14 protein-coding genes are annotated in these 18659 nt (G+C 71.4%); 6 read left to right on the top strand and 8 right to left on the bottom strand.

The features are described 5' to 3' along the window. The first annotated feature begins 126 nt into the window (after nt 1–126). Nucleotides 127–1020, top strand: a complete 894-nt coding sequence (locus tag ACQP1V_RS11480; protein ID WP_433224125.1) for a carbohydrate kinase family protein — start codon at nt 127–129, stop codon at nt 1018–1020. Between the two features lie 73 nt (nt 1021–1093). Here the strand turns inward: ACQP1V_RS11480 and ACQP1V_RS11475 are convergent, their stop codons facing one another. Continuing rightward, entirely contained in the window at nt 1094–3208 is a 2115-nt protein-coding gene (locus ACQP1V_RS11475) for a RecQ family ATP-dependent DNA helicase (RefSeq protein ID WP_433421821.1), read from the bottom strand. Nucleotides 3209–3338: 130 nt separating this feature from the next. Between ACQP1V_RS11475 and ACQP1V_RS11470 the strand changes: the two genes are divergently transcribed. From ACQP1V_RS11470 to ACQP1V_RS11450, 5 genes are all read left to right on the top strand, one after another. After that, nucleotides 3339–3926 (top strand): GNAT family N-acetyltransferase, encoded by a 588-nt coding sequence (locus ACQP1V_RS11470; protein ID WP_433421818.1) that lies wholly within the window; start codon nt 3339–3341, stop codon nt 3924–3926. Between the two features lie 349 nt (nt 3927–4275). After that, nucleotides 4276–6813, top strand: a complete 2538-nt coding sequence (locus ACQP1V_RS11465) for a DNA gyrase/topoisomerase IV subunit A (RefSeq protein WP_433421815.1) — start codon at nt 4276–4278, stop codon at nt 6811–6813. A 466-nt stretch (nt 6814–7279) separates the two neighbouring features. Next, the gene (locus tag ACQP1V_RS11460; protein WP_433421813.1) at nt 7280–9145 is read left to right on the top strand and encodes an asparagine synthase-related protein; all 1866 of its coding nucleotides are present in this window, start codon (nt 7280–7282) and stop codon (nt 9143–9145) included. Between the two features lie 153 nt (nt 9146–9298). Beyond that, the gene (locus tag ACQP1V_RS11455; RefSeq protein ID WP_433421810.1) at nt 9299–10258 is read left to right on the top strand and encodes an SPFH domain-containing protein; all 960 of its coding nucleotides are present in this window, start codon (nt 9299–9301) and stop codon (nt 10256–10258) included. Nucleotides 10259–10315: 57 nt separating this feature from the next. Then, a complete protein-coding gene (locus ACQP1V_RS11450; protein ID WP_387412627.1) occupies nt 10316–10642 on the top strand; it encodes a hypothetical protein in 327 nt (108 codons plus the stop codon). 25 nt (nt 10643–10667) lie between these two features. On the opposite strand, the gene ACQP1V_RS11445 is transcribed toward ACQP1V_RS11450, so the two are convergent. The 7 genes from ACQP1V_RS11445 to ACQP1V_RS11415 form a co-directional block, all read right to left on the bottom strand. Then, nucleotides 10668–11846, bottom strand: coding sequence for an ABC transporter permease (locus ACQP1V_RS11445; protein ID WP_387412628.1), 1179 nt, complete (start codon nt 11844–11846; stop codon nt 10668–10670). Beyond that, a complete protein-coding gene (locus tag ACQP1V_RS11440; RefSeq protein WP_387412629.1) occupies nt 11847–12524 on the bottom strand; it encodes an ABC transporter ATP-binding protein in 678 nt (225 codons plus the stop codon). It lies immediately after the preceding gene. Next, entirely contained in the window at nt 12517–14232 is a 1716-nt protein-coding gene (locus ACQP1V_RS11435) for a peptidoglycan-binding protein (RefSeq protein WP_387412630.1), read from the bottom strand. The genes ACQP1V_RS11440 and ACQP1V_RS11435 overlap by 8 nt, the downstream gene beginning before the upstream one ends. A gap of 7 nt (nt 14233–14239) precedes the next feature. Next, nucleotides 14240–15154 (bottom strand): hypothetical protein, encoded by a 915-nt coding sequence (locus tag ACQP1V_RS11430; RefSeq protein ID WP_433421805.1) that lies wholly within the window; start codon nt 15152–15154, stop codon nt 14240–14242. A gap of 33 nt (nt 15155–15187) precedes the next feature. After that, on the bottom strand, nt 15188–16072 hold the full coding sequence (locus ACQP1V_RS11425) for a hypothetical protein (protein WP_433421803.1): 885 nt from the start codon (nt 16070–16072) through the stop codon (nt 15188–15190). Further along, nucleotides 16069–16392, bottom strand: a complete 324-nt coding sequence (locus tag ACQP1V_RS11420) for a PadR family transcriptional regulator (protein ID WP_067130761.1) — start codon at nt 16390–16392, stop codon at nt 16069–16071. Before ACQP1V_RS11420 ends, ACQP1V_RS11425 begins: the two co-directional genes overlap by 4 nt. Nucleotides 16393–16538: 146 nt before the next feature. Next, complete coding sequence (locus tag ACQP1V_RS11415; protein WP_067130758.1) at nt 16539–18632, bottom strand: DNA gyrase/topoisomerase IV subunit B; 2094 nt, start codon at nt 18630–18632, stop codon at nt 16539–16541. Nucleotides 18633–18659: the final 27 nt, after the last annotated feature.

The following is an 18659-nucleotide window of genomic DNA, read 5'->3' as shown; positions in this document are numbered from 1 at the left end:
GCGACCCGCCCCCCACGACGTGGCCAGAAGCTGTTAAGTTTCTCGGCATAGCCCTAAAGCCCGGCGAGGACGCCGACCCCCTCCGGCGGACTCACCTCAACGAGCAGCTGGCAAGGTGGTGACATCATGACGCGGGTCGTTGTGGTGGGCGATCTCATGACTGACGCACTCGCGCGCGCCCGCTTCCCCCTCGCGAGGGCGAGCGACACTCCGGCGGTCGTGACGATGCACGGCGGCGGATCCGGCGCGAACATCGCGTCCTGGCTCGCGGTCGAGGGCCACGAGGTGGCCTTCATCGGCCGCCGCGGTGCCGACATCACCGGTCGCAACCGGGACATGGAGCTGATGGGCTACGGCGTGGACGCCCGGCTTGTGATGGACCCCGAGCGCCCGACCGGCACCTGCGTGGTGCTCGTCACGCACAAGGGCGAGCGGACCATGCTGTCCGACCCCGGGGCCAACGCCGCCCTCGCCCCCGAGGACCTGCCGCGCGACCTGTTCAGCGGCGGCGCCCACCTGCACGTGTCCGGCTACACGCTCATCAACGAGGGCTCGCGCGACGCCGGGCTGGCCGCGCTGGACCTGGCTCGCCGGGCCGGGATGTCCATCTCCGTGGACTGCGCCTCGTCCGCGCCGGTGGAGCGCACCGGCGCCGAGCCGTTCCTGGAGTGGACCCACGGCGCCAAGCTGCTGCTCGCCAACATCGACCAGGCCAAGGTGCTGACCGGCCGGGACGAGCCCGCGGCCGCGGCGAAGGTGCTCACCGCCTGGTTCCCCCAGGTCGTGATAAAGCTCAACAAGGACGGCGCCCTCTGGTACACCAACAACCGGTCCGAGCCGGTGCGGGCGCCCGCCGAGTCGATCGACCGGATCGTGGACGGCACCGGCGCCGGCGACGCGTTCGCCGCCGGCTTCATGCCCCCGTGGCTGGCCGGCAAGCCGCCCGCCGAGGCCCTGGCGGCGGGCAACGCCCTGGCCGCCAAGTGCATCTCCTACCTCGGCGCCCGCCCCCGCCTCTAGCCTCACCGCCTTCCAGCATCCCCGCGCGCGGCTCCACGTTCACGGCCGGGTGCCGCCCGGCCCCCGCGCGGCGTCAGGACGTCACGGCGAGGGCGAGCGGAAGGACGGCGGGGGCGCCCGCGTGCCGGATCTGGGCCGTGGCGAGCGTCATGGTCCAGCCGGTGTCCACCCGGTCGTCCACGAGCAGGACGGGGCCGCCCGCGGCGGCGATCCGCTCCGCGAGATCGCGCGGCATCGCGAGGGTGCCGCGGACCGCGGCGACGCGCTGGGCGCTGTTGAACTGCCGTCCCGGCGGCCCGCCGCGATAGCCCAGCTCTCCCAGGTAGTCCAGGCGGCCGATGGCGGCGATCCGCTCGGCCAGGCTCCGCACGAGCTGCGGGTGGGACGCGGACGGGACGCTGACCACCGCCACCGGCCGCGTCGGCCAGTGCCAGGACTTGAGCACGCCCACCACCGCGCCGAACACGTCGTCGGGAATCGGTCCGTCCGGCCCGGCGAACAGCTCACGCAGCCGAGTGCCCCAGCCGATGTCGGTGAGCCGGCCGAGCGTGCGGCCCGTCTCGGCCGCCAGCTCGGGCTTGATCCTGCCCTTCAGGTCGGCGAGGCCGGTCGGCCACTGGCGGCGCGCCTCCAGGTCCACCCCGGGGCGGGCCAGGCGGTCGTGCGCGACCTGGACATCCTCGACCGCGACCTCCGCCGAGCGGTGGGCGCCGGTGCAGTTGTCGCACCGGCCGCACGGGAGCGCCTCGTCGTCGAGGTGCCCGCGCAGGAACTGCTCCCGGCACTCGGTGGTCGCGATGTAGCCGAGCATGGCCTCCTGCTCGGCCGCGCGCTCGGCGGCGACCCGGCGATAACGCTCGGCGTCGTACGTCCAGGGCTCCCCGGTCGCCTCCCAGCCGCCCTTCACCCGGCGGACCGCGCCGTCCACGTCGAGGACCTTGAGCATCATCTCCAGCCGGCTCCGGCTGAGATCGACCCGCGTCTCGAGGGCGGCCGTCGAGAGCATGCCCTCCTCCGAAAGCGCCGCGAGCGTCGCGCGGACCACCTGCTCGGGCGGGAACGCGAGCGAGGCGAAATAGGACCAGATCTCCCGGTCTTCCGCGCCCGGAAGCAGGATCACCTCCGCCCGCTCCACGCCGCGGCCCGCGCGGCCGACCTGCTGGTAGTACGCCACGGGCGAGGACGGGGCACCGACGTGGACGACGAAACCGAGGTCCGGCTTGTCGAAGCCCATGCCCAGGGCGGAGGTGGCGACCAGCGCCTTGATGCGGTTGGCGAGCAGATCCTCCTCGGCGGCCAGGCGCTCGGCCGGCTCGGTCTGCCCCGAGTACGCGGCCACCGGGTGCCCCTGCTCGCGCAGATAGGCGGCGATCTCCTGGGCGGCGGCCACGGTCAGCGTGTAGACGATGCCCGACCCCGGAAGCTCGTTCAGCGTCCTGGCCAGCCACGCCAGACGCTCCCCCGCCCCGCGCAGCCGCACGACGGACAGGTGCAGGCTCTCGCGCTCAAGGGAGCCGCGCAGGACGAGCGGGGCGGCGGGATCGTCCCACTCGGGACTCGCCGCGAGCTGCTCGGCGACGTCCCTGGTCACCCGCGCGTTGGCGGTCGCGGTGGTGGCGAGGACGGGGATGCCGGGCGGCAGCTCGGTCAGCATCGTGCGCAGGCGACGGTAGTCGGGCCGGAAATCGTGCCCCCAGTCGGAGATGCAGTGGGCCTCGTCGATCACCACCAGCCCGGCGCTCTCGGCCAGCTCGGGCAGCACCTGGTCGCGGAAGTCGGGGTTGTTCAGCCGCTCGGGACTGACGAGAAGCACGTCGATCACACCCTCGGCGACCTGGGCGTAGATCTTCTCCCACTCCTCGGGGTTGGCCGAGTTGATCGTGGCGGCGTGGATGCCGGCGCGCTCGGCGGCCGCGATCTGGTTGCGCATGAGAGCCAGCAACGGGGAGACGATCACCGTCGGCCCCTCGCCCAACTCGCGGAGCAGTGCGGTCGCCACGAAGTAGACCGCTGACTTGCCCCAGCCGGTGCGCTGCACGACCAGGGCGCGCCGCCGGTCCATCACCAGCGCCTTGATCGCCGCCCACTGGTCGTCGCGCAGCCGCGCGCCGTCTCCGGCCAGCGCCCGCAGGCGCGCCTCGGCCTCGTCGCGCAACGCCTGCTCTTCCCCTGCCACTTCTGCTGTCACGGGTCTTTGCTACCAGTTCCCTCCGACTGTTCGCGCCCCGTCTTCGGCACTTGTGGACAACGCGATCGTAGAGCGGCCGGGTATGCCCCCGCCGACTCGGTTCGGCGGACATGGTTGGATGAATCCCGCTATGGACGTGACTACCTGGTACCTGGAGCAGACCGACCCCGGAGATCTACGGCCGGCGCGGGAGCCGCGCCTGCCCGTGGACATCGTGCGCGCGGCGATCCCCTCCCCCGAGTTCAACCGGTTCCTGTACACCGCCGTCGGCGGCGACTGGCAGTGGACCGAGCGCCTGCCGTGGACCTGGCAGCAGTGGATGTCCCTGCTGGACCGGCCGGGCAGCGAGACCTGGGTCGCCTGGCGCGACGGAACGCCGGCCGGCTACGTGGAGCTGGTCTCCCAGGACGACGGCGTGGTGGAGATCTCCAGCTTCGGGCTGCTGCCGTACGCGATCGGGCAGGGGCTGGGAGGTCACCTCCTCACGACCGGTACGGCACGGGCCTGGGACATGGCCGACCGCTGGCCCGGCCTCCCTCCCACCCGGCGCGTCTGGCTCCACACCTGCTCCCTCGACGGCCCGGCGGCGCTGGCGAACTACCAGGCCCGCGGCTTCCGGATCTACGACAGCCGGCTGAACGTGCCGGGCGACGAGGACGAGGGCAGCACACCCGGCCCCTGGCCGGGCGCGATGCGTCCGCTGCCCGGCACCCGCTGAGACGGCTCAGGCCCGGTCGCCCGAGAAGCGACGCGGCGTTTTTCACGGCGGCGGCCCCGCGTTCACCGAGCCCGGCCGAGCCCGGCGCTCACTGAGACGGTCCACCGCCGCGAAACGTCGGCGGGGGACCGTCCGCCACGGCGGTGACCACTGACGGTGACAGGGACACCCGACCGACCCCCACCGCGCGAGTGGAGCGAAACACCAGGTTCACCTCCTTGCCACGTCGTACCGGCAGGAACAGCACGTATCTCTGGCAAATGCGTCAAAAGTCACTTAAACCGGATTAGGCGGGGCGGGAATCGCCGCTGAGTCGCGACCACTCCCTGTCATCGGCACAATGTTCGATATGGCCCGACGCACGACCACACCCCCGCCGGACGAGGACTTCGAAGAGCGGATCGTCGACATCGACGTGTCCGAGGAGATGCGCGCCAGCTACCTGGAATACGCGTATTCGGTGATCTACCAGCGCGCGCTCCCGGACGCCCGCGACGGGTTGAAGCCGGTGCAGCGCCGCATCCTCTACTCGATGAGCGAGATGGGGCTGCGTCCCGATCGCGGCCACGTCAAGTCCTCGCGCGTCGTCGGCGACGTGATGGGCAAGCTCCACCCGCACGGCGACACCGCCATCTACGACGCGCTGGTGCGCTTGGCACAGCCGTTCTCGATGCGGCTGCCCCTGGTGGACGGGCACGGCAACTTCGGCTCCCTCGACGACCTGCCCGCCGCCATGCGGTACACCGAGGCCCGGCTCGCCGCCTCGGCACTGCTCATGGTGCAGTCGATCGACGAGGACACCGTCGACTTCAAGCCCAACTACGACGGCCAGGAGACCGAGCCGACCGTCCTGCCCGCGGCGTTCCCCAACCTGCTGGTCAACGGCGCCTCCGGCATCGCGGTCGGCATGGCGACCAACATGGCGCCGCACAACCTGGGCGAGGTCATCGCGGCGGCCCGGCACCTGATCAAGCGGCCGGACGCCACACTCGAAGAGCTGATGCGCTTCGTCCCCGGGCCCGACCTGCCGACCGGCGGCACGATCACCGGCCTCTCCGGCGTCAGGGACGCGTACGAGAAGGGCCGCGGCACCTTCAAGATGCGGGCCAAGGCCACGATCGAGCAGGTCACGCCGCGCCGCAAGGGCATCGTGATCACGGAGCTGCCGTTCAACGTCGGCCCCGAGCGCGTCATCACCAAGATCAAGGAGCTGGTGACCGCCAAGAAGCTCAATGGCATCGCCGACCTGAAGGACCTCACCGACCGCCACAAGGGCCTGCGGATGGTCATCGAGGTCAAGAACGGCTTCCACCCGGAGGCCGTGCTGGAGGAGCTCTACCGGCTGACGCCGATGGAGGAGACCTTCGGCATCAACAACGTGGCGCTGGTGGACGGTCAGCCTCGCACCCTCGGCCTGCGCGAGCTGCTCCAGGTCTACGTCGACCACCGCCTCGACGTCGTGCGCCGCCGCTCGGCCCACCGCCGCCGCAAGCGCGAGGAGCGGCTCCACCTGGTGGACGGCCTCCTCATCGCGCTGCTCAACATCGACGAGGTCATCCGCATCGTCCGCTCCTCCGACGACACCGCGCAGGCGCGCACCGGGCTGATGGAGACCTTCGAGCTGAGCGAGATCCAGGCGAACTACATCCTGGACACCCCGCTGCGCCGCCTCACCCGGTTCGACAAGCTGGAGCTCGACCGCGAGAAGGAGACGCTGTCCGCGGAGATCGCCGCGCTCACCGAGATCCTCTCCTCGGAGGACCGGCTCCGCCAGGTCGTCTCCAAGGAGCTCGCCGAGGTCGCCAAGACGTACGGCACGCCGCGCCGCACCGTGCTGCTGGAGTCGTCGGGAGCGGCGCTCACCGCGGCGGTGCCGTTGGAGGTGGCCGACGACCCGTGCCTGGTCCTGATGTCCTCGACCGGGCTGCTGGCCCGTACGACCGACGCCGTGCCGCTCGCCGCGGAGGGCGAGCGCGCCGCGCACGACGTGCTGGTCTCCGTGGTGCGCTGCACGGTCAGGACCGAGGTGGGTGTGGTCACCTCGCTGGGACGACTGATCCGGGTCCCCGTGGTGGACCTGCCGACGCTGCCGCCCTCGGCCAACCCGCCGACGCTGGCGGGCGGGCATCCGGTCTCCGAGTTCGTGACGCTGAACCCGGGCGAGACCGTCGTCGGGCTGGGCTCGCTCGACCCCGACGGCCCCGGTCTCGCGCTCGGCACCGCCCAGGGCGTGGTCAAGCGGGTCGTCCCCGAATACCCCGCCAACCGCGACGAGTTCGAGGTCATCGGCCTCCGTGACGGCGACACGGTCGTCGGCGCGGTCGAGCTGACCTCCCCCGACCATGATCTGGTCTTCATCACCTCCGCCGCCCAGATGCTGCGCTACCCCGCCGCCTCGGTGCGCCCGCAGGGCCGTCCGGCGGGCGGCATGGCGGGCGTCCGACTGGACGAGGGCGCCCGCGTGATCTGGTTCGGCGTGGTCGATCCCACCCAGGAGGCCCGCGTCGTCACGATCGCGGGCTCCTCGACCGCCCTGCCCGGCACCCAGGTCGGGGGCGGCAAGGTCTCCGACTACGCCGAGTTCCCGCCCAAGGGCCGGGCGACCGGCGGCGTACGGGCGCAGCGCTTCCTCAAGGGCGAGGACGTACTGCTGCTCGCCTGGGCCGGTCCGGCTCCGGTGAAGGCGGTGTCCTCGGTGGGCAAGCCGGTCCCGCTACCCGAGGAGCTGGGCCGCCGTGACGGATCCGGCGTCCGGCTCACGCACACGGTCGCCGCGATCGGCGGCGCGCTGGGCAGCACGGACCTGACGCCGTCCCCGGGCGACGGCTCGGCCCCGGCCGATCAGCACGGGGAGGACGGGGAGGACGGCCAGACGCCCGCCTCCTGACCAGGCCCGTCACACCCGTGTCCTGAACGGCACCGCCCGCGCCCGCGTCCTCGACAGGCTCGCTGCCACGCCCGCGTTAGGAACGGACCCGCCGCGCCACGGCCCTCCCCCTCCGGGAGCGCCGTGGCGCGTCGTCGTCTCCCCGTACAACGAGGCGGGCATCCCGTAACGGGCGGCCCGGACTTCTCGGGCCGCCGGCCGAGTCCCTTCAGTTCGATCACACCCTGTACTCCGGCGTGGAACCGATCGCTCTTCCCGCCGTCCGCGTCCCACCCGTGAATGCGAATCGGGGCATCGGTGAAGTAGTGGGTAACCGATCGAATCGAAGGGACACCCACCGCATGACCGCGCCACCGAACGCAGCCCGCCCTCCCACCGGAACGACACGCGGAACGACGCGGGGAGCGACAGTCGACGGCCGCGCCAGGCGGGCCACGGGGCGGATCGACCTGGCGGGGAGGTCGTGTTGCGCGTTCATCTAGTGGTCGCGGCCAAGCGCGCGGGCGCCCCGCTGCCGCCCGCGGTGCTCGACGCGGCGCGCGAGGCCATCACACGCGCCTTCCCGGTCCCGGCCGAGGCCGTGACCGCACGCGAATGGCGGTCGGCCGCCGGTGACACCGCGCTGCTGTCCTGGTCCAACGAGCCGGAGGGGCACGGGCTGCCGATCGTGTGCTCCAGCGGTGGCCGGGTGGCGGGCCTCACCGGGCACCTGGCCGAGCCGGGCGAGGTGGACCGGCTGCTGGGCGCTCCCCGGCTCGGCGAGGCCGCCGCCCGCACCGGCGGCGTGTTCTCGGTCTTCCGGGCCGGTGAAGGGGAGGTGAGCGCGGCCACCGGGCTCACCCGGGCCTGCCCCGTCTTCTACGCCGAGACCCCGGACGTCCACGTCGCCGGCAGCCGCGCGCTGCTCGTCCACCTCGCCGCCAGAGCGGCCGAGACGGGATCGAGCCGACCCGAGATCGTCTGGGACCTGCCCGCGATGGAGTCCATGCTGCGCGTCGGGTACTTCCTCTCCGACGAGACACCGTTTCTCGGGGTCGCCGCGTTGCGACCCGCCTCCGAGATCAGCGTCACCGGCGGCCGCCGCACCATCACCGTGTCCCTGCTTCCCGGCCCACGCGAGGTGCCGACGTCCAGGCGCGGGATGCGCGCCCAGATCGACGAGCTCGCCGACGCGCTGCTCGCCGCCGTACGACCGCTGCGGAACACCCCGGAGCCGGTACGGCTGTCGCTGACCGGGGGCCGCGACAGCCGCCTCCTCGCCGCGCTGCTGTACAAGGCGGGCATCCCGTTCGTGACGGCGACCTCGGGGCACGACGACAACCCCGACGTGGTGCTCGCCGCGCGCGTCGCGGAGGCGCTCCGCGCCGAGCACCGCGTCGTCCGGCCGAAGCGGTCCAAGAGCGGGACGGAGCTGGTCGTCCCGCATCCTCGCGTCCGCGGCCACAACGTGCTGTTCGCCTGCGAGGGCATGCTCTCGGCGTACGAGAACGTCCCGGGCGGCGGGCCGTACGATCCCACGCCCCGGATGTCGGGCCACGGCGGGGAGATCCTGCGGGGAGGCTTCCTGCAGAACCAGGCCGACCCGGACCCGAAGGCAATCAGGCGCCGGGTGAACAGCCTGTTCGGCAAGAACGCCGACCTGCTGACCGAGGAGGCCAGGGAGCACGCCCGCGCCCAGGCGGCCCCGTGGCAGGAGCGCTGCCGCGAGGACGGGGCGGGAGCGCTCGACCATCTGTACCTGACGTATCGCGTGGGCCGCTGGCACGCGGCGTCCCGCGCGTCGTTGCTGCGCGCCCAGAACCCCATCCCGCCGTTCCTCGACAACCTGGTCGTCCGGACCGCCCTGAGCATCGATCCGCTGTGGCGGCGTTCCGAGGCGGTCATCCACGACGTGATCGGCGCTTTCGCGCCCCAGTTGCGTGGCATCCCGGTGGAGGGCACGCCGTGGCGGTTCACCGCCGAGTCCTCCGACCGCACGCTGATGGACCGGCTCCGGCTGCGGCTGCCGAGGCGCGCCCGCCCTGCCGAGACCGCCGCGCCGAAAGCCGCCGCGCCGAGGACGTTCGACCCGGCGAGCAAGCCCTGGAACTGGCGGACGACGCCCTCACCGGAACTGACCGACCGGATGTACGCGGGCATCGTCGGCCCGCGTGGCGCGTTGACGGCCGGCGGGCTGGCGCGCGTCGTCGACGAGGACGGCGTGACCCGGCTGCCGGAGTCGCGGATGGACGCCTTCTGGCACCTGTACACGGTCTCGGTGATGCTGACCGACGCCTTCGCCGACCCGGTCGCTCCCGATCTCCCGCCGCTGCACATCCCCCTGCCGGCCTGAGCCGCCCCCGCGACGCCGCCGCCGGTCGCGGGGTCCGGCCGTCCGGTCCGGATGTGCGGCGATCCGTCCATGTGCGTACGGAAGGGGCCGGAACCGTCCTCGCTCTGCTACGTTCGTCGCGGAGCGATCAGTCGTTTCGTGAGGAGTCCCCCCATGCGCGTCCGTAAGTGGGCAATCCTGGCAGTCATCGTGGCCATCGTCGCCGCCGTACCAACCGTGATCGGCGCGTTCGGCGGCTTCGAGCGCACGGGAGGCGGCGAGGTGGCGGTCATCCGCAACGGCGGCCTCCTCGACGACAACCGGGTACGCCAGATCATCGAGCCGGGGTCGAGCGTCACGTGGATCGGATGGTGGTCCCAGGTCCACCGCTATCCCGCCCAGCAGCGCTACTACACGATCACCTCCAGCGGCGGCGGCGAGCGCTCCGGTGTCGACGTCGTGACCGTGCCCAGCAGCGACGGCGTCAACATGGGCATCGAGGGCACGCTCTACTTCAACCTGAACCTCGACCACGAGACGCTCAAGTCGTTCGACGACAAGTTCGGCACCCGCAAGTTCCGCGCCACGGGCGGCGGGATGTACTTCCCCTGGGACAGCGACGAGGGCTGGTCCGCCTTCCTCGACCAGATCATCCGGCCTGTGATCGACAACGACCTGCGCTCCCAGGTCAACAGCTTCCGCTGCGCGGAGCTGGTCTCGTCGTGCTCGCTCGTGCAGAACACGAGCGCCCGGCAGGCCGGCCTGCAGCAGCTCGGCAACAACGCCAACATCGCCAAGATCCAGAACGCGGTGAACACCAGCCTCTCCGAGGACCTCAAGAGCACGCTGGGCGCCGAGTACCTCACCAACATCCACTTCAACCTCTCCCGGGTCACGCTCCCGAAGCAGGTCCAGGACGCGGTCGACCAGGCGCAGGCCGCCTTCGCCAAGGTGACCGAGGCGCAGGCCAAGGTCGCCCAGGCCCGGGCCGAGGCCGACGCCAACAAGGCGCGGCAGGACGGCTACAACAAGTGCCCGACCTGCGCCGAGATCGAGAAGCTGAAGGCCCTGCCGCAGGGCATCACCGTGTACGCCCCCGGAAACTCCGGAGGCGTGGCCCTGCCCACCCGCTGATCATCTCCATGCCGAGCGCTCGCCGACGATGAGCGGGCGGAGGGGAGGCACGTCCCGATGCGGGTCCTGGCGTTGCCGGCGGTCCTGATCCTCGTCGCCGTCCTGGTCTTCCTGCTCGTGATCCTGATCCGCGGCGCCGTACGGGCCAAGCCCGGCGGCGCGGCGGGCCAGGCGCCGCGTTGGGAGGCCCACACGGCGATGGAGAACGGCTGGACCCTCGTGGCCATCAGGCAGATGACCCAGGGCCGGGACGGGCCGGTGGAACTGGCCAGGCAGACCGTGCGGGCCATCCCCGACGACGACCCGCACTGGGACGAGCGCTACCGGGAGGCCATGCTGGAGGCGCGCTCCCGGATCGCCACGCTCGAACTCGAGTCCAAGTAACCCGCGGTCGGGCGGCGACGTCCGCTCATCGCAGGGCGTCGACCGGTTCCATCCTGGCCGCGCGCAACGCCGGGTAGAGGCCCGCAAGCAGGCCGACCACGGCTCCGGCGACCGGCGCCGCGACGGCCAGCCACACGTCGAGGAGCGGGGTCCACTCCTTCGCGGCCGAGATGGCCACGATGCCGACCACGCCCACGCTGGCGCCGATCACGCCGCCGGCCAGCCCGGTCAGCGTGGACTCCAGCAGGAACTGGGCGGCGATGTGCCGACGGGCCGCGCCGAGCGAGCGGCGCAGGCCGATCTCGGCCACCCGCTCCATCACGGTGACCAGGGTGACGTTCGCGATGCCGACCGCGCCGACCACGAGCGAGACCAGGCCGAGGATCAGGAAGAGCGCGTCGACGTCGTCCTGCGCCTGGTCGCGGGCCCTGGTCGGGCTGGGCGGGGCGATCACCTGCAGCGCGTCGCCGTTGCCGGGGCTGAGCGCGGTGGGCGCCTGCCCGGCGACGAGGTCGGCCGCGCCCAGGCTGGTGTTGACGAGCACCCTGGTCACGTCACGCAGCCCGAACTGCCGGCCCACGCTGGGCGGCACGATCACCGCGGCGCTCAGGTCGCGTTCGCGGCGCAGGTCGCCCATTATGCCGATCACCGTGTACGCGTTCCTCCCGATGAAGATCGCGGGTGCCCGATCCAACCGGGTGACGCCGAGCATCTTGGCCGCCTGCTCGCCGAGCACCGCCACCCGGTCCGCGCGCTCGATGTGGCCCGTGTCGAAGAACCGGCCCCGCGTCATCCGGCCGCGGGCCGCCTCGGGCAGGCCGGGCGTGGCGGCCAGCACGGTCAACGTCTGCGCGGTGACCCTGGTGGGGTCCACGAGGTCGTTGGAGCGGACGGACAGGTTCACGCTGTCCTTGCTCTCGGCCACGGCGGCGGCGGAGACCACGCCGCGCAGCCGGGTCAGCCGGTCGATCGCGTCCCACGCCACCAGCGGCGTGTGCTCGGACTCCGGCACCTCCACGGTGATGGCCGTGGCCACCAGCTCGTCGAACCGGCCGACGATCTGGTTGCCGGCGGTGGCGGCCACGCCCAGTGTGATCACCAGCGTGGTGATGCCCAGCACGGTGCCCAGCGTGGTGAGCGCGGAACGGACCGGCCTGGCGAGCATCCCGGCGAACGCCTCGCCGACCAGATCGCGTACGTCCATCTAGGCCTCCTCCACCAGCACGCCGTCGGTGATCCGCACCCGGCGCGCGGCCCGGTCGCTGACCTCCTGCTCGTGCGTGATGACCAGGATCGTGAGGCCGTGCTCGCGTAGCTCGTCGAACAGGTCGAGCACCGCCTCGGTGTTGCGGCTGTCGAGGTTGCCGGTCGGCTCGTCGCACAGCAGCAGCGACGGCTCCCCCATGAGGGCCCTGGCGATGGCCGCGCGCTGGCGTTCTCCCCCGGACAGCCGGTCGGGCAGGAAGCCCACCCGGTGGCCGAGTCCGACCCGCTCCAGCGCCGCCAGGGCCCGCTCCCGCCTGCCCTTTCGCGCGTGATCGCCGTAGATCTCGGCGAGCATGACGTTCTCCACCACAGTGCGGTGGGCGAGCAGGTGGAAGGACTGGAAGACGAAGCCGATCCGGCGGCCGCGCAGCCGGGTCCTGGCCCCGTCCGCGAGCTCGGTGGTCTCGGTCCCGTCGAGCCGGTAGCTGCCCGAGGTGGGCCGGTCCAGCAGGCCGAGCACGTTGAGCAGAGTGGACTTTCCCGAGCCCGACGGGCCGATGACGGCCACGTAGTCGCCCTGGTCCACGCGCAGCGACACGTCGGCGAGCGCGCGGACCGGCGGTCGCGAGGGGAAGTCCTTACGGACCCGGTCCAGCTCGATGACCGGCTCAGGCACCGCCGACCACCACCCGGTCTCCTTCGTTGAGCGCGCCGGCGACCTCCACGGCGCCGTCGGCGGTCAGCCCCGTACGGACCTCGACCTCCCTGGTCTTGTCGGTGGCGTACTCCACCTGGACGCGGACCTTCCCGTCGGCCGTGGTGACGACCGCGGCCACCGGCACCACCAGCACCGGCTCCTCGGTCGCGCCGACCGTCACCCTGACCGTGACCGGGGCGCCGGACAGTCCCTTGAGCCCCTTCATCGAGGTCGGAGTGAGCAGGATCGGCCGCGTGCCCTGCGCCCCCTCCTCCTCGCCGGGGACCTTGGCCTTCTCACCGACCGCGGTGACCGTCGCGGGATACTTCTTGCCCGAGTCGAGCTCGATCGTGGCGCGCATTCCCTCACGCAGCAGGTCGGACTCCGCGGCGTCGACCGAGCCGGTGGCCATGAACGTCGAGCTGGTCACCGTGGCGACGTCGTTCTCGACCATCTGTCCGGCCCTGACCGCGACCTTCTGCACGCGGGCCGGCAACTTCGGCAGGAATACGATCTCACCCGGCGGAATGGACGGGCCGTAGGTCCGCGTGAACTCGGCGAGCATCGACCTGGCCGCGGCCAGATCCTTCCCGGCATTGGCGATCTTGAGCTTGGCCGGGGAGAGTCGACGGGCCTGGCGCAACGCCTGCTCCGCCGTGAGCACCGCCTCCCGCGCGGTCCGTACGCCCTTGCGCAGTTCGTCCAGCCTCTTGTCGCGGCCCCGTCCCGACTCCTCCAGGACTCGGCCGCGCTCCAGGCGCGCATCCTCCAGATCCGCCCTGGCGTTCGTGACCTTCATCTCCAACAGCCGGGTGTCGGTCGCCGGCCGCGGCGTGGGGCTGGCCCCGGGCTCGGCGGTCGCCTGGTTCAGGGCGGCGGCCAGCTCCTGCTCGGCCGCCAGCAGCCGCTCCTCGGCCGCCCGTACCGCGGCGTCCGCGGCCGCCAGTCGCGTCTCGTCCTCGGAGGTCGTCTCCTGCTCCTTCGCCTCCTCCAGCGCGTTTTCGGCCGACTTCAGATCGGCCTTGGCGTTGGTGAGCCTGACCTTCAGCGGCAGCACGTCCCGTCCCTGGTCGAGTGCCTGCTTCTCGGTCGCCAGGGTTTCCTCGGCGGCCTGTACGCCCCTGCGCAGCGTGTCGTACGACTGCCGATCGGTCAGCGTGGGCTGCTGGGCCTCGTACCCGCGTTTCCGGTACATCCGGGTGACCGCGGCGATGGTCGCCTGGTCGAACGCTCCCGAGACGGGCCCGCCGAACCCGAGCCTGCGCAGCGCTTTCTGCAGCTGCTTGACGTCGTCGCCCCTGGTGCCCGGGGCGATCGTGCGGTGCATCGGCACGGTGCCGCGCAACGCGAAGACGGGGCGGCCGTTGACCTCCATCAGCACCGCGCCTTCGACGGCCTTGCCCCGGCGTGGGGCACGGGTGACGCGTTGCAGGTCGGAGGTGCCGCCGACGACGCCGGCGAGGGAGATGGGAAGCGGCGAGCCGTACTGGAGGGTGCCGCTGACGACGACGGTGCTGACGAGTTTGCGGCGCTCGACGGCCGCCGTGATCAGTGAGGCTTTGGGCGCGGCACGGCGGGCCGCCTCGTCGGCCGGGGAGCGTAGACGGGTGCTGAGCACCCAGCCGATCGCAGCGATGATCACAACGGCCGCGACTGCGCCGATGAGCGGCTTTCGCGGCGACTTCATGGCGACGTCACACGCCGAATTCGTCGTTGACCTGCTGGGCGACGGCCTTCTCCTTCGGCGAATACGCCGGGTAGAAGTCCTTGCCGCACTCGAGGTCGTCCAGGGCGGCCTTGATCTCCTTGTCCATGTACGGCCTGGCCTCCGCGGCGCTCAACTGCGGCGGGTAGACCATCCTTGCCTCGCCGTCCTTGACCGGTGGCGCCACGTCCGGCACGTCGTCCCGCTGCTTCCTGCCCAGGCTGTCCGACTGGTCGAGGAACACCTTGAAGCCACGCCCGGACATGGCGGACGGTGTGGTCTTGCCGATCGGGTAGCCCTTGTCCTTCAGACAGGCGGCCATGCCCGCGGCCAGCTCAACCAGCTTGGGGTCGCTGTCGAGCGTGGCGGTCCTGGCGCGCTCCAGCGCCTTGTTGATCGTGTTGTAGAAGTCCATGTCCGACTTCACGTCCTTGCCGAGGACCTGCTTGGCCGCCACCTTCACGCACGCGTCGGACGCCTTCCGGTAGGCACCTGCCTGCGCTTCGGAGAGCTTGCCCTGGATCGCGAAGTTGGGGTCCTTCTCCGCCTCCTTGCCGTTGTCCGCCCGACGTTTCATCTCCTCGGGGTATGCGAACTCCGCGAACACCCCGAACCCGTATTTGGCGCTATATTTCCGCATCGCCTGGTAGTCGCCGGAAGCGCGCTTGAGCTCCTCGTCGCTCTCCGGCCTCCCGGGCGGCACGTAGGCGACGTACTTGAAGCCCTTCTGCTTCATGCAGTCCGCCTTCACCGCTTCGAGCCGGTGCTTCTTGTCACCTTCCGGCGCCTTGGCCGCCGCGCTCCGCTCCGGCTGGGAGCTCTCGGCCGCGCCCCCGCAGCCGCCGAGAACGACCAGCGCGCCGAGGCACAGCAGGGCCGAGGCCATGGTTGATCTTTCAGGCATGGCGGAGACCATACTTCGTTTAACGAAGTGCGGTCAATCCAGACAATGACGACGCGGCCGGTACGGCACGATGGCCGCCCCCAGCATCAGCAGCACCAGAACGCCCCAGTAGGCCACGTGCTGCCTGGTGAGGAAGTCGGCATTCGAGCCCAGCTCACCCGACGCGACCAGCAGGTAGATGGCCGAAGCAAGCGCCCATCGCGGATCTCGGGCCAGATAGGCCGCCATCACGGCCAACGCGAACACGGCCACTTCGACGGCCACTCTGCTCAGGCTGAGCGCGTACCACGTGCCGTCCGGCATCCACCCCGGTCCCGCCCACGCGAGCGCCGGCACGACCGGCCACCACCACCAGGACCTGGCTCGCGCCGGCCCGCCCCGCCAGACGAGCACCAGCAGGCCGAGCAGCACGACCGCGTACCCGAGGGCCACCGTGAACGGGCTGCCGCGCTCGAACAGGGAGTCCCCGGTCAGGAACGTCGGCGCGACCGGAACCAGGGTCAGGTCGAACAGCGCCCAACCGCCGGCGACGGCCACCGCCTTAATACCGGTCAGGGCGGTCAGCGCGAACGCGGTCCGGGGCCGGCCGCGCAGGACGGCCAGCAGCGCGAGCGCCGACAGCAGCGTCCACCACGGCAGCACGCCCGCGTACGGCAGCAGCGCGGCCAGGTTCGCCGCGGACACGGCCGTGATGCCGAGGTGCACCCCGTCCGCCCAGGCGCCGCCCGTCGCCAGATGGGCGATGCGCGAACGGACGCCGCCGATGATCAGTCCCAGCGCCTCTCTGACCGCCGGAACCGACCGCGTGGGCCCCGCCGACGCCAGCAGCACGTCGATGATCTCGTCGCCGTGCGCGGCACGGTATGTCCTCGGGTAGGCGATGAGCAGCAGGCGATAGTGCCGCTCCAGGGCCGTCATGTGCTGGTCGGCCTCAAGATGAGGGAGGCGACCTCGTACATACGCCTGGCCTCGGCCTCGACCAGCGCCTGCCCCGTGTCGGTGATCCGGAAATAGCGCCGGTTGCGGCCGTTGACCGTCTCCTCGCGGTCCACGGCGATCACGCCTCGCTCGTTGAGCCGCTCCAGGATCCCGTAGAGGGTGCCGACCGAAGGCCGGACCCGACCCCCGGACAGCTCCTGGATCGACTTGCTGATCGCGTGACCGTGCAGCGGACCGCCGCGCAACGCGGCGAGCACGAAGTACATCGGCTCGCTGACTTCCGACGTTCCCCTGGGCATAGGGCTATTATTCCGTTCAACGTAGCCTTGGCAATGCCCGCACACGACAGGGTTCCAGCGTGTCTCTTCCGGACGGCCCGGTCGCGGTTGGGTGGTGCCCGCCCCCGGTCGCGATCCGGGGGCCAGGTCGGGTCTGAGACGCCCTGCTAGGCGTCGATGTGGTTGCGGTCGACCTCGGCCGCGCTGCCGACGATGAACTCGCGGCGCGGGGCGACGTCGCTGCCCATGAGCAGGTCGAAGATCCGCTCACCCGCCTCGACGTCCTCGATCCGCACCCGGCGCAGCACCCGGTGGCGCGGATCCATGGTGGTCTCGGCGAGCTGGTCGGCGTCCATCTCACCGAGGCCCTTGTAACGCTGGACCGGATCCTTCCACCGCTTGCCCCGCCGCTCCAGGTCGCGCAGGGTCTTGTGCAGCTCAGCGTCGGAGTAGGTGTAGATGTACTTGTCCCGCCCCCGGCCCGGGTTGGTGACCTCGATCCGGTGCAGCGGCGGCACGGCGGCGAACACCCGCCCGGCCTCGACCATGGGCTTCATGTACCGGTGGAACAGCGTCAGGAGCAGGCAGCGGATGTGCGCGCCGTCGACGTCGGCGTCCGCCATCAGGATGACCTTGCCGTACCGCGCGGCGTCGATGTCGAACGAGCGGCCCGACCCCGCGCCGACCACCTGGATGATCGCCGCACACTCGGCGTTCTTCAACATGTCGGAGACGGACGCCTTCTGCACGTTGAGGATCTTTCCTCGAATCGGCAGCAGCGCCTGGAACTCCGAGTCGCGGGCCAGCTTGGCCGTGCCGAGCGCGGAGTCTCCCTCGACGATGAACAGCTCACTGCGGTCGACGTCGTCGCTGCGGCAGTCGACCAGCTTCGCCGGGAGCGCCGAGTTCTCCAGCGCGGACTTGCGGCGCTGGTTGTCCCGGTGCTCGCGGGCGGCGATGCGCGCCTTGGCGGCCGCGACGATCTTCTCCAGCACGGCGCGGAGCTGCTGCTTCTGCGCCCGCTTGGGCGTGGCGAGCAGCTCCTTCAGGTCGCGCGAGACGACGTGGGACACGATCCGGGTGGCGGCGGAGGTGCCGAGGATCTCCTTCGTCTGCCCCTCGAACTGCGGCTCGGGCACCCGTACGGTGACCACGGCCGTCAGGCCCTCGAGGATGTCCTCCTTGCTGACCGGGTCGTCGCCGTTCTTGAGCAGCCGCGTCTCGCGGAGCTGCTCGTTGATCGTGCGGACCAGGGCCCGCTCGAACCCGGCGACGTGGGTGCCGCCCTTGGGCGTGGCGATCACGTTGACGAAGGAGCGCACCGTCGTCTCGTAGCCCTTGCCCCAGCGGAGCGCGACGTCCACGGACAGCTCGCGCTCGACGTCGGTGGGGGTCATGTGGCCGAGCTCGTCGAGCACGGGGACGGTTTCCCGGAAGTGCCCCACGCCCTGCAGCCGCAGCACGTCGCACACGGCCTCGTCCCGGGACAGGAAGTCGACGAACTCGCCGATGCCGCCGTCGAAGTGGTACGTCTCCTCGACCGGCTCCTCGCCCCGGCCGTCCCGGAGCACCAGGGTGAGCCCGGGGACCAGGAAGGCCGTCTGGCGGAGCCGTACGTGGATCTCGTCGATGGACAGCTCGGCGTCGGGCAGGAAGATCTGCTTGTCGGACCACCAGCGGACGCGGGTGCCGGTGACGCTCTCGCCCTCCTGCGAGCGCCGGCGGGTCTTGCGCAGCCCCGAACGGGGTTCGAAGGCGGCGTCGGGACCGGCTCCGGAGAACACGCCGGGGTTGCCGCGCTTGAAGCTGATCATGTGGGTGCGGCCGCCGCGGTCGACCTCCACGTCGAGCCGCGAGGAGAGCGCGTTGACGACCGACGCGCCCACGCCGTGCAGACCTCCGGACGCGCCGTAGCTGCCGCCGCCGAACTTACCGCCCGCGTGGAGCTTGGTGTAGACGAGCTCGACCCCGGCGAGACCGCTCTTGGGCTCGATGTCGACGGGGATGCCGCGACCGTTGTCGCGGACCTCGATCGAGCCGTCGGCGTGCAGCTCCACCTCGATGCGGCTGCAGAACCCGGCCAGCGCCTCGTCGACGCCGTTGTCCACGATCTCCCAGAGACAGTGCATGAGGCCGCGGGTGTCGGTGGACCCGATATACATCCCCGGACGCTTACGGACGGCCTCGAGACCTTCCAACACCGAGAGATGACGAGCCGTATAACCCGTCTCCGCGCTGACCGCCGTCACACCAACTCCCATTTAGCAATCGAACAGGCGTACGCAGCC

This window comes from Microtetraspora malaysiensis (assembly GCF_050947145.1).
Classification (GTDB): domain Bacteria; phylum Actinomycetota; class Actinomycetes; order Streptosporangiales; family Streptosporangiaceae; genus Microtetraspora_A; species Microtetraspora_A malaysiensis.
The sequence above is the reverse complement of the archived record's forward strand: the minus strand, read 5'-3'. Positions and strand labels throughout refer to the sequence as shown.